Raw genomic sequence first — 15,502 nt, forward strand, 5'->3', positions numbered from 1 at the left:
ATCTGTTAGAATTCCCGCAATCAGAGATGCTGAGTTTCATAATCCGAACAGGTGAGCGGGATGGACAGAGTGACGGCAGCTGCCGTTTTTAACCGGATATGTGAGCTGGGCAGCCTGAGTGCTGCTTCGCGGGCGCTGGGGATCTCACGGCCGATGGTCAGCCGTTATCTGGAAGAGATGGAAAAGTGGGCGGGAACGCGTCTGCTGCATCGCTCATCGCGCCGGCTGACCCTGACGCCTGCCGGTGAGGCAATTCTGCAAAAGACCCGCCAGCTGGCCCTGCTGTCAGATGCGATCCAGCAGGAAACCACCCAGGGTGTTCCGGCCGGAACGTTACGCATCGCCTGTGCCCATTTTACGGCGCTTCATCTTGTCGGCCCGGTCGTGCCCGATTTTCTTGCCCGTTATCCGGCACTGCGCATTGAACTGGATATTAACAATCAGCCGGTAAGCCTGATCAGCGAGCGCATCGATCTCGCCATCCGTATCACCGATGCGCCAGAGCCGGGGGCAATCGCACGCCGTCTCGGTGAATGTCACTCGGTACTGTGCGCCTCACCCGGCTATCTGCAGAAGCGAGGCATCCCGCAAACGCCTGGCGATCTGGCGCAGCACAACTGCCTCTACTACAGTCGTTTTGCCGGACAGAGCTGGCATTTCACGGCGGCTGATGGCGGCAAAATCGCTGTCGCCGTTAAAGGAAATTTCAGTGCGGGCATCTCGTCACTGCTATGTGACGCAGCGATTGCAGATTGCGGGATAGCGATGGTGCCTGAACGGGAGGCACGCCATGCGCTTAAAGCGGGAAAACTGGTGGAATTATTGCCTGATTATGAGCCGCAGCGCATTGGCATCTGGGGGCTTTACCTGTCGCGCGAGCATCAGTCTGCTGCGCTGCGTCTGATGCTGGATGAGCTGCAGAACAGTATGCGAGCCGGGGATGAGCCGCGATCGTAACTGACAAAAATGGACGCTTTATGGACGAGAATCAAAACCTGTACTGGAATAGCATGGTGCCAGAACTTACCGTCACTGACTTTGCCGCGTCGCTGCGTTTTTACACGGTGGTGCTGGGCTTTGAGGTGAGGATCCAGCGTCAGAAGCCTGACTTTGCTTACCTTTGCTATGGCCAGGCGCAATTGATGATTGAGCAGTTCCATCCGCAGGGCTGGAACACCGCCGATCTGCGCTGGCCGCTGGGGCGGGGCATTAATTTCCAGATCGAAGTGGATGACATTGAGGCGGTAATGGCGCGTTTACAGCAGCACGCTGTTCCGCTCTATCGGGCGTTACGGGATAACCATTATGACACTGGCGAGACGACCGCCTGCCAGCGGGAATGCCTTGTTCAGGATCCAGATGGTTATCTGCTGCGGTTCAGTCAGTATCTGGAATAAACTGAATAGTTGTTTGTAAAAATTTACAATTCCGGGGCTGGCGTTAATAAATTAACTTAACAGTCCTTTTTTATTTTATCTGGTCGAAAAAAATTCTTTAAAAATAATAAGTATGAGGTCTTTTAAAAAGGCTGCCAGCCCTTCTGCTTTAATGGTTTCCGTAATACTTGATGAGTCGCCAGGATGAATCTCACACGAAAAGAAAGAGAAACTTGTGATGCCGCTGGCTTACCGGTTTCGTGATTTTTTTATCGATGTGATCAGAACACTGAAAAAATTAAGTGAAAAGCACGCATTACACTACACTCATTTTAACTGGCAGGATTGGGATAATTCTTAACAGCACCTTCTTAATGGATTTCATTGGGCCAGACGGCTGAATATTTACATTCATTCTCTCATTAAGTACTTAATCTTTGAGTCTGTGAGCCGATAACAGGAGACACATACTCTGGAGGACGAAAAATGAAATCACTTTTAATTACCTGCTTTACCACGCTGCTGATTACTCTGGCCGGTCCAGCGAGCGCAGATTCAAATTCAGGCACGATCTCCTTCAGTGGAGCCATCACCAATGGTTCATGCAATATGAATATCGGTCAGAATCCTGTCGTTTTTGACTGCTTTGATCCCGCCCGTGGCAAGTCTGTTGTTACTACTGCTGACATGATGAACCCCCAGTCATTGAACGGCTTGCCCATGGTAGTAAAGATGCACTGGTTTAATCCTGAGAAAAGCAAAGGGATTATTGAAGTCAGCTATCTGTAATACTCACCACTGATTTTACTGTTGACCTGATAACGTAAGCGCAATCTTTGGTTAGTAACGATTATGCTGAAAGTAAATTATGAATCCATATCTTAAAGGGGTTGTTAACTCCTGTATCGGTCAGCGGACAGATAAACAGAAAAGCCCACCTTTATTACTGAGGGTGGGCTTTTTGAGTTTATGGAATGTATCAAAGAATCACGAAGGGTCAGAAGAGCGCTGAGTAAAGTACTTCGTGCTCTGACGCTTCTCCTTTTTACGACGCAGAACCAGACTGGTGGTAATAATCAGCAGCGTTAAACCGCCGGTTGCCAGTAATTCAGCCTGATGTTTCGCATCAAACAACATGATGACCAGCACCGTCACGATAAACAGAATAGTGATCCACGTCAGGCCAGGAAATAACCACATCCGGTAACTCAGGACTTCGCCGGCTTTTTCACGCTTTTTACGCAGCACCAGATGCGATACGGCAATCACCAGATAGACCAGCAGCGCAATCGCCCCCGAGGTCGCCAGTAAAAATTCAAACACCACGCTTGGCGCAAGATAATTGGCGATCACCGCCAGAAACGCAGCCGCTGTAGAAAGCAGCACTGCAATCCACGGCGTGCCGCTGCGATTAGTGCGTGAAGCCGAAGCAGGCGCATCTTTACGGCGTGACAGGGAATAGAGCATGCGCGATGAGGTATAGAGTGCAGAGTTAAGACAGCTGCACACCGCCATCAGCACCACCAGGTCGACAATCAGCCGGGCATGCGGGATGTTCATTGCCGTCAGCACCGTCTGCCATGAGCCCTGTTCGACCAGGCCTGGTGTATTCCACGGCACCAGCGCCACCACAAAGAAAATCGACAGCAGATAAAACAGTGCAATGCGCCAGATGACCGAGTTAGTAGCCTGGGTAATCTGCTTGCCAGGATTCTTCGACTCGGCAGCGGCAATCGTGACGATTTCTGTGCCCATAAACGAGAACATCGTGGTCAGGATGGCCGCTACAACCGCACCCATCCCGTTCGGCATAAACCCGTGCGTGTCATAAAGATGCGACAGGCCACTGGTGTTGCTGTCAGGCAGCAGACCCAATACTGCCGCCCCCGCCACACCCAGGAACAGGATGATAGCCACGACCTTGATCAGCGCAAACCAGAACTCAAATTCACCATAATTTTTAACGCTGAGCAGGTTGGTAATGGTCAGCAGTAACGTGATGGCAAAGGTATATTGCCAGATGGCGACCTCAGGGAACCAGGCGTGCAGAATGGTGCCTGCTGCATTGGCTTCCAGTGGAATCACCAGCACCCAGAACCACCAGTAGAGCCAGCCAATGGTAAATCCGGCCCAGCGTCCCAGCGCTTTATCCGCGTAGGTTGAGAACGAGCCGGAATCGGGAGAGGCGACGGCCATCTCGGCCAGCATCCGCATAATCAGCACCACCAGCGCGCCGGCAGCGGCATAAGAGATCAGCACCGCAGGACCGGCTTCAGAAATCGCGTGGCCGGAGCCGACAAACAGCCCTGCGCCGATCACGCCAGCTATCGAGAGCATGCGCACGTGGCGCGGTTTCAGGTTTTGAGCCAGCGAATCTTCATTATTCGCACTCTGAGTCATCGTCATGTAAACGTCTCCAGGCGGCGTCCGGCCTGTGTGGCCGGACGAACGGGGATAAACATGGGTTAACGCGCCAGCGAAATCAGGCTGGGACGACGGGGTTTCCGGCAGATGCGACACAGTGATCGATCACCGTGGAGAGAATGGTCAGCGCCTGGCTGAACTGGGCATCAGGAATAGTGAGCGGGTAGAGGAAGCGGATAACGTTGCCTTTGGCGCCGCAGGTCAGCAGCAGCAGGCCCTGTTCCATCGCCATCTTCTGAACCGCCTGCGCGGTGCTGGCCTGATAGAACTCCATCGCCACCATCGAACCCAGCGCACGCACGTCGGCAATGTCCGGATGCTTGCGCTGATGCTCCTGCAGTTCTGCCTCAAGCCGGGCACCGAGATCAACCGCGCGCTGGCAGAGTTGTTCCTCTTCAATCACATCCAGCACCGCATGAGCCGAGGCAATAGCCAGCGGGTTGCCCGCGTAGGTTCCGCCCAGACCACCCGGTGCCGGGGCGTCCATGACCTCTGCACGACCAGCGATGGCGGAGAGTGGCATGCCACCTGCCAGGCTTTTCGCCATGGTCATGATATCGGCCTTCACCGGATAGTGCTCCATGGCGAACAGCTTACCGGTCCGGGCAAATCCGCTCTGGACCTCATCCGCAATCAACAGAATGCCGTGGCGGTCAGCCAGCTCACGTAGCTGCACCATAAATTCTGCGGGTGCAGCATGGAATCCGCCTTCACCCTGTACCGGCTCCAGCACGATTGCGGCAACATCATGCGGTGCAATGTCCTGAGTGAAAATCTCTTCAAGGCTGGTCAGAGCGGCTTCAACGCTGATGCCCTGAACCGCGCTGGGGTAGCGGGCATGGAAAACTGACGGCGGCATCGGGCCGAAATCCCGCTTGTAAGGTGCCACTTTGCCGGTCATTGCCATCGTCATAAAGGTGCGGCCATGGAACGCGTTACCAAAGGTAATGATGCCGTGACGGCGGGTATAGGCACGCGCCACTTTGACCGCATTTTCCACCGCTTCCGCGCCGGTCGTGAAGAAAGCCGTTTTGGCCGGACCGGCGATGGGCACCCGCTGATTAATGCGCTCAGCCAGGGCGATGTAGCTTTCGTAGGGGGTGATCTGGAAGGCAGTATGGGTAAACTTTGTTAACTGATCGGCAATGGCCTGTTCGATACGTGGATGACGGTGGCCGGTGTTCAGCACCGCGATGCCGCCAGCGAAGTCGATCCAGCTGTTTCCGGCCTGATCCCATAAGGTGGCGTTTTCTGCCCGGGCAACGTACCAGTCGCACAGCGTACCGATGCCTTTAGGGAGAGCCTGTGCTTTGCGCTGCTGCATCAGGTTATTATTTTCGCTCATTTCATCCACCTCGTTAATATGCGTGTTTACAATTCCCGACAAACACGTTTATTTATGCCTGAGGCGTGGTGAGTTGCCAGAGCCAATTGTCAGAGGAAAGGTGGAGCCAATTGCGACTCTTGTACGCAGATCATCTATTAGCACGGTTACAGTTTTTAAGAACCGGCTCATTACACCAGCGGCTGCTGAATTGTATGCAAGCCGCAATCGCTGAAGAGGTGTTTCCGCGCGGAAGCCGTTTGCCGCCGACCCGCGATCTGGCGCGCGAACTCGGCGTGTCGCGAAACACGGTAATGCATGTCTATGAAAGTCTGATGGCACAGGGGTATGTTACCGCACGCACCGGCAGCGGCACCTGGATTGCCGAAACGTTGCCGGAGAATTCTCTGCAAAGTGATGCGATTGCCGATCTGCAGGCGGTGAAGGCGCAACGACCGGCGACGCTGTCGAAGCGGGGTGCCAGTTTGCTGGGCCATGCCACCGCCTCGCCCTGGCAGTGGGGCGCATTTGTGCCCGGCGCGCCCGATGTCACCGAATTTCCTCACAAGCTGTTCAGCCAGATTCAGGCGCGGCTGAACCGTGAACCTGACGTACATCGCCTGGTCTACAGCAGCGGCGGCGGCTGTCCCGACCTTCGCCATGCGCTGGTGGACTATCTGCGGGTAGCTCGCTCAGTCAGAGCCGATGCTGACCAGATCCTGATTACCGAAGGGGTCCATCAGGCGGTTGATCTGGTGACGCGGGTGTTATGTGATCCCGGCGATCGGGTCTGGATGGAGGAGCCGGGCTACTGGGGAACACGTAATCTGCTGCGCATGAATGGTCTGAAGATTCGCGCGATGCCGGTGGATGAGCAGGGCCTGGTACCGGACAGCGGCCCGGCTCCTAAAATGGTGTTTGTAACGCCTTCTCATCAGTATCCGCTGGGAGTGCACCTGAGCCTGGCGCGTCGTCAGGCCTTGATCGCCCTGGCTCGCCGTCATCAGAGCTGGATTGTTGAAGATGACTACGACAGCGAGTTTCGCTTCTCCGGTCAGCCTCATCCCTCACTACAGGGGCTGGAAGCCGATGCACCGGTCATCTACATGGGAACATTCAGTAAAACACTCTATCCCGCCCTGCGTATTGGCTACATGGTGGTGCCGAAACCGCTGGCACAGCCGTTGCGCATTGCGGCGGCGGAACTCTATCGCGGTGGACATCTGCTGATTCAGCGGGCGCTGGCGGAGTTCATCCGGCTGGGTCATTACATGGAGCATATCCGCCGGATGCGCCTGCTTTATCGTCAGCGGCGACAGTTCCTCTGCAAGCTGATTGAACGCTATCTGGGGCCGGCCTTTTTGCCGGCATTCAACCATGAAGCGGGACTGCATCTGGTGATGCCGCTGCCTGCGGGTGTGGATGACGTGGCGATAGCCGCTGAAGCACTGAAGCGCGGAGTTAAAGTGCGGCCGCTTTCGCAATACTATATGCATCCGCAGGAGGCGCGTGGATTGCTGCTGGGATATGCCTGCGTCAATGAGCGGCAATGTCAGGACGCCTTTGGCACACTCAAAGCCTGTCTTATGTCCGCGGGGATGGTATTTAGTCCGCCGCGTTAGCGGTTCATGGGGTTTTAAAAGGCAGCAGTTTCAGGGCTGGAGCTGAGTTAACGCATTGACATTTCATCAGCGTCACCGAGAATACAGCTCTTTGCGTTCCGACCAGAAAATACTGGAGTTTATCATCGCCCTTAATCCCTTTTCTGCACAGGCCAGAGCGGCTATTAAGCGAGGCGCTGCGCTGGCTGCGGCGTTATTGCTGGTCAGTTGCGCATCCGAACCACCGAAATCGCTGGTGACCCCTTTTCCGCCGGTAACGAAACAGCCAGTACCTGTGCCCGGCAAACCTGCCCAGCCTCAGGCTAATCAACCGATGCGGGGCGTCTGGTTAGCCACGGTGTCACGTCTTGACTGGCCACCTGTCGCGTCGGTGAATGGCACCAGTCCGGCGCAGCGTATCCGCCTGCAGCAGCAATCTCTGACCGACAAGCTGGATAAGCTGAAAAGTCTGGGGATTAACACGGTGTTTTTCCAGGTGAAACCGGATGCCACGGCGTTCTGGCCCTCAAAAATCCTGCCCTGGTCCGATATGCTGACCGGCAAAATCGGTGAAGATCCAGGATATGATCCGCTGCAGTTTATGCTGGATGAGGCGCATAAGCGTGGCATCAAAGTTCACGCCTGGTTTAATCCCTATCGGGTATCGGTGAATACCAAACCCTCTACCGTCAGCGAACTGAACCGCACGCTGTCACTGCATCCGGCCAGCGTTTTTGTGCTGCACCGCGACTGGATCCGCACCGCAGGGGATCGCTATGTGCTCGATCCGGGCATTCCTGAGGTGCGTGACTGGATCACCAGCATTGTGGCCGAGGTGGTGGCGCGTTATCCCATCGACGGTGTGCAGTTCGATGACTACTTCTATGCAGAATCGGCAGGTTCACTGCTCAACGATAATCAGACCTTCAGTCGCTACGGACAGGGTTTTGCCAGTAAAGCGGACTGGCGACGTCACAATACTCAGCAGCTGATTGAGCAGGTGTCCCGGACTATCAAACAGCTGAAGCCAGAGGTTGAATTTGGTGTCAGTCCGGCGGGCGTCTGGCGCAATCTGTCGCACGATCCTGCTGGTTCCGATACCCGGGGTGCCGCGGCGTACGACGAAGCCTTTGCGGATACCCGTCGCTGGGTGCAACAGGGCCTGCTGGATTATATCGCCCCGCAACTTTACTGGCCTTTTTCCCGTCAGGCTGCCCGTTACGATGTGCTGGCAAACTGGTGGGCAGAGGTAGTGAAACCGACTAAAACCCGGCTCTATATCGGTCTTGCGCTCTATAAAGTGGGCGAGTCATCAAAAATTGAACCTGACTGGACGCTTCAGGGCGGGGTGCCTGAACTGAAAAAGCAGCTCGACCTGAATGAATCTAACCCCAATATTGATGGCACCATTCTGTTCAGAGAGAACTATCTGAATCAGCCGCAGACTCAGCAGGCGGTGAGCTATCTTAAAAGCCGCTGGGGAGGCTGAAATGCCCCGGCAGCATGACCAGTGCGGTTAAGTTTTTCCCTGTGACTTACTGCTATTCTTGCGCTTTATATGGGAGGAACCATGAGCGAACTGATCAATATTTTTACAAGTCATAAAAGTGAACGCAGTTTCACTGAGCAACCTGTCGATGAAGCGGTACTGGATCGGATTATCAGTACCGCTTATCGCGCACCGACATCAGTAAACTCACAGCAGGTTTCTGTGGTGATCACGCGTGATGCCGGACGTCGGGCAGAGATCGCCGCCATTGCAGGCGGTCAGCCGTGGATTGCCAAAGCACCGGTCTTCATCACCTTCGTGCTGGACATGCATAAATCAGCGGTGGGAATGGCCGCTGTCGATCAGCAGCAGATCGCGCATCAGAGCATTGAGAGCATCGTGTCGGGCTCTACCGATATCGGTATTGCACTGGGCTCGGTCATGGCCGCTGCGCGTGCAGAAGGTCTGGGCATTGTGCCGATTGGCGGAATCCGTCGCGATCCACAGGCGATGATTTCACTGCTGGAACTGCCGCCAATGACCTTCCCGGTTGCGGGTGTGGTCATCGGTCACGTTGATGAACCCGCTCATCAGAAACCGCGTCTGCCACTGGCAACCTTCCGCCATGATGAGACCTATCAGACGCAGGGGCTGGAGCAGCAGATTGCGGCCTACAACGATGAAATGGTTCAGCACTGGAAAAACATTGGTCGTCACGACGGTGAGAGCTGGAGCGAAAGCGTCAGCGGTTACTATAAAAACATCTACTTCCCGGCTGTACTGCCCGCCCTGCTGAAACAGGGTTTCGGCACGGATAAATAACCTATCCTGCGCGAAGTGAAAAGGATCAGGCCATCCGTGCAATGTGACGGGTGGCCTTTTTCATTTTGTTACTATAACGAAATGTGACTTTCTTCTTTGTAACACATAATTTCCCTGTTAACCGAAGCGCTACTGCCTTTAACACTTACCTTCCAGGGAAATAACATGTCTCAGCGTTCACTCTATGCGCTCTGTTTAATGAGCTTTTTTCTGGCCGATGTCCGCGACGGTCTGGGGCCTTTTCTGGGCATATTTCTGACGGAACGGCACTGGCGTCCCGACGAAATCGGTCTGGTGATGACCTGCGGCGGCATAGCCGGACTCCTTGCCACGCTGCCTGCAGGCATAGCTGCCGATGCGACCCGCCATAAAAAAATGATTGTGCTGCTGGGTTGTCTGGTGATCACCGTTGCTACGCTGTTGCTGTGGTACAGCAATCAGACCTGGACCGCGATGGTCTCGCAAATCGTAGCGGGAATTGCTGCGGCGTTTATCGGCCCGACCGTGGCGGGTATCACTCTGGGGCTGACCGGACAGCGCGGCTTCAACCATCAGATGGGACGCAATGAGGCCTTCAATCATGGCGGTAACACTATTGCGGCGTTGCTGGCGGGTTTTTCTGCCTGGTACTGGGGCATGGGTGCCGTCTTTATTCTGATGACGGTAATGGCGATTTTTGCAGCCTTCGCCACCCTGGCGATTCGCGGTGATGAGATAGATAACGAGGTGGCGCGAGGCTATGAACAGAATGAAGAGCGGCAGCCAGCGCTGAGCCTGGCGATGCTGATGCGTAAGCCAGCGCTGATGATTGCTGGCGTGACGCTGCTGCTGTTTCATCTTGCCAATGCCGCGCTGTTACCGATGCTGAGCATGCGCGTCGCCTCGGCAGGCGGACAGGCGGCGGTCAGTCCGGGTCTGTACGCTGCGGCAACGGTGGTGATTTCCCAGCTGGTGATGATCCCGGTCGCGCTGTGGGTCTCTAAACGGGTGGAAACGCATGGCTATCGCCTGTTTATTATGGTCGCCCTGATGATTTTACCGCTGCGCGCGGTTATTGCGGCAGGCTTTGCGGAGCCGCTCTTTGTCATTCCGGTTCAGGTTCTGGATGGTATTGCGGCAGGGATTCTGGGCGTGGCGGTGCCGGGTTACATTGTGACTCTGATGCGGGGTACCGGCCATGTTAATGCCGGACAGAGCGTCATTATGCTGATGCAGGGCGCAGGTGCTGCGCTGAGTCCGGCCATGACCGGAGCAATCGCCGCACATTATTCTTACAGCACTGCGTTTGCGGTTCTTGGGGCGATAGCCCTGATGGCGCTGATTTTATGGTGGCGTACCGGTAGCTCGCCTGCCACCCGTCTGGCCTGATAAGCACAAAAAAGGCTGCCCATTGGGCAGCCTCGTCTGGCAAATCCGTTTGCGACCATCCGTTATTTATACAGTTCTGCGGTCATGTGAACACGGTTATTGGTGTTCGCTTCCGTAATTTTGTACTGCGCGCCGTGTTCCTGCGCCTGAGCAGCGATTTTCGATTCTGCGCCATCCAGTGTAGAGGAGGTGACAGAAATGCTTTCAGCAAAGCTGCCAAATGAGATCAGTGAAAGAGCGGCGAGGGCGGCAATTGAGAGTGCTTTTACATTTTTCATGGTCATATTCTTGAGATATGCCAGCAACTATTCCTGACAATGTCTGCTCATTCCCGACTGTTTACCTGAATCCATTTTAAGGATAAGGGGCATGAATCAGAACTGCTAATTTCGTCTCTATAAGCTATTAAACAGCTGGTGGCGGGGTGAATATTTGAGTACGGGATTTTGCTTGCGATTTTCCTGGCCGTATTGTGTGTAGTTAACCAACCGGTCAGGAAGTATGTAAGTTGCACGCTTCCTGACCGGCTTATTCATGTAATTACAGGCTGGTTTGAAAAAATGATGAGGCCGACCAAGCTTTCTGATGACGTTAATATACTGGCAATAAATCAAATTCACTCAGCGCCCATGAAAGGATGTTCAGGGCGGCGAATACTATAATCATGCTCAACTGAAGCCCGTCCCATTGGCCGCGTCGATAGCCTGAGTCTTGCCGGGAGCGCATTTTCAGATGAAGCAACCCCGGAACAATCACTGCCCATATTGTCGCGATTAGCCCGGCATAACCAATTGCCGTGACAAACCCATCCGGAAAAAACAGAGATAAACTCAATGGCGGCAGGAAAGTGATCGCAGTGGCTTTGAGGCGACCCGTTCTGGTCGCGGGGAAATTGAAGCGGTCGCTGATATAATCCACAAGGCCCGCCGTCACTCCCACGAACGAACAGATAACGGCAAAATGTGAGAACGTCGAAAACAACAGCGACATCCCGGCAGCATAACCGCGCAGACTAAATGCGTGCATCAGCGCGGCAATGTCGCCGCCCTGGGCGGCAATTTCCGGAAAGGCTGAGCGGGGAAGGTTACCCATAGTGCAGATTATCCAGAAAAGATAGATAACCAGCGCCACGGCAGTACCTGTGCACAGGCATCTTTTCACACGACGATGATCGCCATTGTAATAGCTAATCAGGCCGGAAATGTTTCCATGATAGCCGAATGAGGCAAGGCAGAATGGCACGATGCCGAGCATATAGGGCCAGTACGATGCCGCAGGATTCTGATTGTCCAGCAGGTAGTCGACATTTACGGTGGTAAATAATCCACCAAACAGGATAAGTAACAGAACAATTTTGGTGATGAGCAGAACAGACATCATCCGGCCAATGCTGCTGGTGCCTAACCAGACGATGGCAGCTACGGTCAGGCTTAACATAATTTTGGCTTCGGATGATGAGACCGTTTTGCCGGTCAATATGCTCAGTGAGTGATCATAAACAGGCCCGACCGCTGAAATATAGGCGTATGTCAGAATGCCCAGCACGAAAACCAGGCTCAGGCCATTTATTTCAGCCCAGTTACGACCTAAAACATCTCGGACAATTTTGTCATAGCCGGTTTCCAGAGGGTAATGCTGGCTCACACGGTGAAACATCAGGCCACTGATTAACATACAGATCCAGCTAAAAGTCAGTATCAGTAATGCCCAGCCAAACCATGCTCCGGCCATCACGACCGGCAGGACGAACATCCCTGCACCCACCACGGTGCCGCAAATGATGGTTGCTCCCCAAAACATCGAAGGAGAACGCGTTGGAATTGCCATATCAGACATAAGGTTTCCTGAAGAAAAAATTTAACGCTGGAGAATAGCCTCTATAGCAAGGGCATGACTAATTAATTGACGATCTTCTTTCGACAACCCGTCTAACGATAATCCAACAGACAAATTTCCCCGGTCAGCAACCGGCATTGTCACGCTGGGCGCACCCACGCTGCTGGCAATGTCGGTGTTACGAATGAGTTTATTGAAAATATCAGGTTGAGCGGCATTCTCAATCCGTGGCACTTCACAACACAGTGTGGGATAGAGGATGGCATCCAGCTTTAATTTGCTGTAAATCTGGTCCCAGTAAGCGCGAAGTTGACCGATTGATTTAAGGCCATGCATATAGTCCTTCCAGCTGACCTGTTCCTGCGCATTCTGCCTCTGCAAAATAGACGCGACGGCTGGGTCGGAAATTTGACTGATGATTGTGTCAAAATCAGCGACGAAGTGCTGCTCCAGTAAGAAAGCGGGGAAGTCGATAAAAAATTCAAAAAACGGTACAGGGAACTGGATTTCTTTATTCAGCTTACCGAATACGCTGTCATCGAACGTCACGATCTCAACGCCTGCCCGCGCCATCTGCCTGACCACCTTCATGCAGGTTTCCCGTACGGTAGTATCCAGGTTGCTCCACATAAACTCAGCCGGCAGCCCTATTCGTGAAGGCAGACGAGGGGTAATAGCGGGTTCATCCATCATTACGGCGTCGAGCAGCGCCAGGTCGCTGACTGTCGGGGCAATAAATCCAGGGGTATCTTTGGTGCGGGAAACAGGAACAATGCCTCTGGTTGGGTAACGTCCCGTGCTGGGTCGAAAACCTGCAACTCCACACAGTGCAGCAGGTATACGTACTGACCCTCCGGTATCGGTACCGACTGAAAATGCGCTGATACCGGCCGCTACCGCTACTGCCTCCGGCGATATGACCAGGGTGCGCTGGATTGCCAACGCTACCCCACTGACCAGACAGAGAGGTCACACCAAAAGAAAGCTCATGCATATTGGTTTTGCCACACATGACAGCACCGAGTGCCTTAAGCCGGCTAATTACTGGCGCATCGTCCATCGGATAAAAGTCGATTAATCCCGGCGTACCGGCAGTTGTCGCAAACCCTTTTACATTTATATTGTCTTTGCATGAAAAGGGTAACCCTGATAAGGGCAATCCGGTCTCTGACGTATTTATCTTGTCTGAAGAGAATAACTCTTCATCGAATGCAATAAATGCATTCAAATCTTTGCTGGCGTGATAATTGTGCAGCCGGACAGGGTTGCTGGCTTTGAGTTCCGCTGGACGCTTGTTCAGGCCCTGCTCATCCTTCAGCAAAAGTGGTGTTCTTTTTTCCATGTTTAATAAGGCTCAGTAATGATAATGACGGTGCATATTTTGAAGCGGATTATTTTCACGGAGCTGACCCCCGATGCTGTAAATCACAGCGCAGGCTGCATTAATGCCCGTCTGTACCGCACCCTCCGCCCAGCCACCAGTAAATGAGCAACTGCATCCGGCCAGATAGATTCCCTGGTCGGGATTATTATCTTTAGCTGACTGAAACTGATAAAACAGCGTTTCAGAATAGCGATCGTCACCAGGATAGTTGAGTTTAAAGGCACCCATTGCCAGAGGATCGGTCAGCCAGTCATATTCAAGAATATATTTGGGATCGTTATTCATAGGGCGAAGGTGTTTAGCGAACGCAGGGGCAGATATCGCCAGTTCTTTAACCAGTCGCTCTAGCCTTTCACGTTTATCTTTCAGGGTAACTAATTTATGAGAATCATCTTCCCATGTGTAACTGATTAGCACGACACCATGTCCTTCCGGATCATCCGGCTAATAATCGAGGCAGTAAATACCTCGTGCAAGCGTGTCCGTAAGAATGGTATGGGGCAATCCCTCTTTCAGCCAGAACTTTTCCCGGGTCAACAGGAAGAGCTTTGACGAACCGATAAGGTGGGTTTCATTCACTGCCCGGCAGACATCAGCCGGAAAAAGCGTATTGTGTCTCGACAGATCCAGGCATACCTGCATTGCGCGGGTAGAGGTGGTGACAATCACTCTGTCAAAAACCTGACGGTTGCCTGTGCAGGTTGAAACCACAAACTGCCCACTTTCAAGTCGGGCGATTTCTTCGACTTTCTGGTAAAGGATACGATCGCTTAACGTGCGGCCCTGCAGGATTTCACTGCCCATTTTTGCCGTTAGCGTTTCAATGCCTGCTGGGACCATACGCTGATCGTCTTCCAGACCGTTTACCACCAGCCGCATGATTTCAATAAACGCCGCCCGATATACTGGCTGAAAGCCGCCAGAACCAATACCAAGCGAGCCAAACAAAGCAAAATCATCGGGTTTGTGCCACTGCTCACCTCCCGGCGGATTAGTGCCAGTGAAGATCCTGACAAGCGCAGAGTAGAAACAGTTATCACCGAAAATATCCAGGTACTGCTGCCACGCTTCTTTGGCATCCGCAAGCCGGCCTTCTTTTAACGCCAGTGTGATTGAAGCAGGCGCCTGAAGCTGCTTTCCTTCAATAAGGACGCCTTCCTGTAAAAAGCATCGCCAGCCGCGATCAACTCGCGAGAACAGTTCCGGGGGCGGGGTTCCTGCAGTCCATTTGTGCGGCACACCCTGAAAATGAATTTCGGTATCAACAATGCCAGGGTCCGGAAACTCAGAGGCTGTATCAATATTGAATTCAGCCAGATAATGGAACAAGCCTGTTTCTGAAGGCGGGAAGCGCATTGCTCCCATTTCAGCGATATATTCCGGCATACCGTCATCAAATTGCTGGCTCAACAGTCGCCCACCGGATCTGGCAGCGTTTGCTTCGAAGAGCGTGACATGTGTGACACCCGCATTCAGAAGCTCCCGCGCCGCAATCATTCCGCTCAGGCCTGCCCCGATAATTGCCACGCTTGCTGGACAATCGTTATCAACATGGCCAATGCCGCCCGCTGATTTGGCGTGGGCAAGAAAAGTTCCGTAATCAAAGAGTGTATCAATAAAGGGAAAGGTATTACCCTCACCGACACGACTTGCTTTAGTCTTCATTATCTATCCAGCAGAATGCATGTTAATTCAAAGATGAGGATGCGCTATTAGTTAAACTCTTTAGAGAAGAAGGGGCCTGTTTTTAAACATCCACATTGTGGACTGTTCAGGAATTAAAATTCTCAATGCAATTGCATAAAAACAGTCAGTCAATCTGAAGAGTTATTTCCATGATAAACGCAGGTTCTGGCATCTTTATTTTTTGTGCAGGTA

11 protein-coding genes and 2 pseudogenes are annotated in these 15,502 nt (G+C 53.2%); 7 read left to right on the forward strand and 6 right to left on the reverse strand.

Going from position 1 to position 15,502, the window contains the following annotated elements; translation table 11 throughout:
- Positions 1-60 precede the first annotated feature (60 nt).
- The 3 genes from BY447_RS21185 to BY447_RS21195 all read left to right on the forward strand — a co-directional run bounded on the left by BY447_RS21185 (position 61) and on the right by BY447_RS21195 (position 2,165).
- Positions 61-957, forward strand: coding sequence for a LysR family transcriptional regulator (locus tag BY447_RS21185; RefSeq protein ID WP_110332142.1), 897 nt, complete (start codon positions 61-63; stop codon positions 955-957).
- Between the two features lie 20 nt (positions 958-977).
- A complete protein-coding gene (locus tag BY447_RS21190) occupies positions 978-1,397 on the forward strand; it encodes a bleomycin resistance protein (RefSeq protein ID WP_110332143.1) in 420 nt (139 codons plus the stop codon).
- Positions 1,398-1,862: 465 nt separating this feature from the next.
- Positions 1,863-2,165, forward strand: a complete 303-nt coding sequence (locus BY447_RS21195; protein ID WP_013196427.1) for a type 1 fimbrial protein — start codon at positions 1,863-1,865, stop codon at positions 2,163-2,165.
- A 198-nt stretch (positions 2,166-2,363) separates the two neighbouring features.
- Here BY447_RS21195 and gabP read toward each other — a convergent pair whose 3' ends face one another.
- Positions 2,364-3,776 (reverse strand): GABA permease, encoded by a 1,413-nt coding sequence (gene gabP, locus BY447_RS21200; protein WP_323859538.1) that lies wholly within the window; start codon positions 3,774-3,776, stop codon positions 2,364-2,366.
- Positions 3,777-3,858: 82 nt separating this feature from the next.
- The gene (gene gabT, locus BY447_RS21205; RefSeq protein ID WP_110332145.1) at positions 3,859-5,145 is read right to left on the reverse strand and encodes a 4-aminobutyrate--2-oxoglutarate transaminase; all 1,287 of its coding nucleotides are present in this window, start codon (positions 5,143-5,145) and stop codon (positions 3,859-3,861) included.
- A gap of 110 nt (positions 5,146-5,255) precedes the next feature.
- Here gabT and BY447_RS21210 point away from each other — a divergent pair, with 110 nt between their 5' ends.
- The 4 genes from BY447_RS21210 to BY447_RS21225 all read left to right on the forward strand — a co-directional run bounded on the left by BY447_RS21210 (position 5,256) and on the right by BY447_RS21225 (position 10,404).
- Positions 5,256-6,746 (forward strand): PLP-dependent aminotransferase family protein, encoded by a 1,491-nt coding sequence (locus tag BY447_RS21210; RefSeq protein ID WP_197061519.1) that lies wholly within the window; start codon positions 5,256-5,258, stop codon positions 6,744-6,746.
- 91 nt (positions 6,747-6,837) lie between these two features.
- The gene (locus tag BY447_RS21215) at positions 6,838-8,214 is read left to right on the forward strand and encodes a glycoside hydrolase family 10 protein (RefSeq protein ID WP_110332146.1); all 1,377 of its coding nucleotides are present in this window, start codon (positions 6,838-6,840) and stop codon (positions 8,212-8,214) included.
- A gap of 81 nt (positions 8,215-8,295) precedes the next feature.
- The gene (locus BY447_RS21220; RefSeq protein WP_013196422.1) at positions 8,296-9,036 is read left to right on the forward strand and encodes a nitroreductase family protein; all 741 of its coding nucleotides are present in this window, start codon (positions 8,296-8,298) and stop codon (positions 9,034-9,036) included.
- Between the two features lie 165 nt (positions 9,037-9,201).
- The gene (locus BY447_RS21225) at positions 9,202-10,404 is read left to right on the forward strand and encodes an MFS transporter (RefSeq protein WP_033784816.1); all 1,203 of its coding nucleotides are present in this window, start codon (positions 9,202-9,204) and stop codon (positions 10,402-10,404) included.
- 62 nt (positions 10,405-10,466) lie between these two features.
- Here BY447_RS21225 and BY447_RS21230 read toward each other — a convergent pair whose 3' ends face one another.
- The 4 genes and pseudogenes from BY447_RS21230 to BY447_RS21250 all read right to left on the reverse strand — a co-directional run bounded on the left by BY447_RS21230 (position 10,467) and on the right by BY447_RS21250 (position 15,289).
- Complete coding sequence (locus tag BY447_RS21230) at positions 10,467-10,682, reverse strand: YdgH/BhsA/McbA-like domain containing protein (RefSeq protein WP_033784815.1); 216 nt, start codon at positions 10,680-10,682, stop codon at positions 10,467-10,469.
- A gap of 313 nt (positions 10,683-10,995) precedes the next feature.
- The gene (locus BY447_RS21235) at positions 10,996-12,240 is read right to left on the reverse strand and encodes an aromatic amino acid transporter (protein WP_110332147.1); all 1,245 of its coding nucleotides are present in this window, start codon (positions 12,238-12,240) and stop codon (positions 10,996-10,998) included.
- A 21-nt stretch (positions 12,241-12,261) separates the two neighbouring features.
- A pseudogene (locus BY447_RS21240) lies at positions 12,262-13,582 on the reverse strand (amidase family protein).
- A 12-nt stretch (positions 13,583-13,594) separates the two neighbouring features.
- Positions 13,595-15,289, reverse strand: a pseudogene (locus tag BY447_RS21250) (NAD(P)/FAD-dependent oxidoreductase).
- Positions 15,290-15,502: the final 213 nt, after the last annotated feature.

This window comes from Pantoea sp. JKS000250, assembly GCF_003201065.1.
GTDB lineage: Bacteria > Pseudomonadota > Gammaproteobacteria > Enterobacterales > Enterobacteriaceae > Pantoea > Pantoea vagans.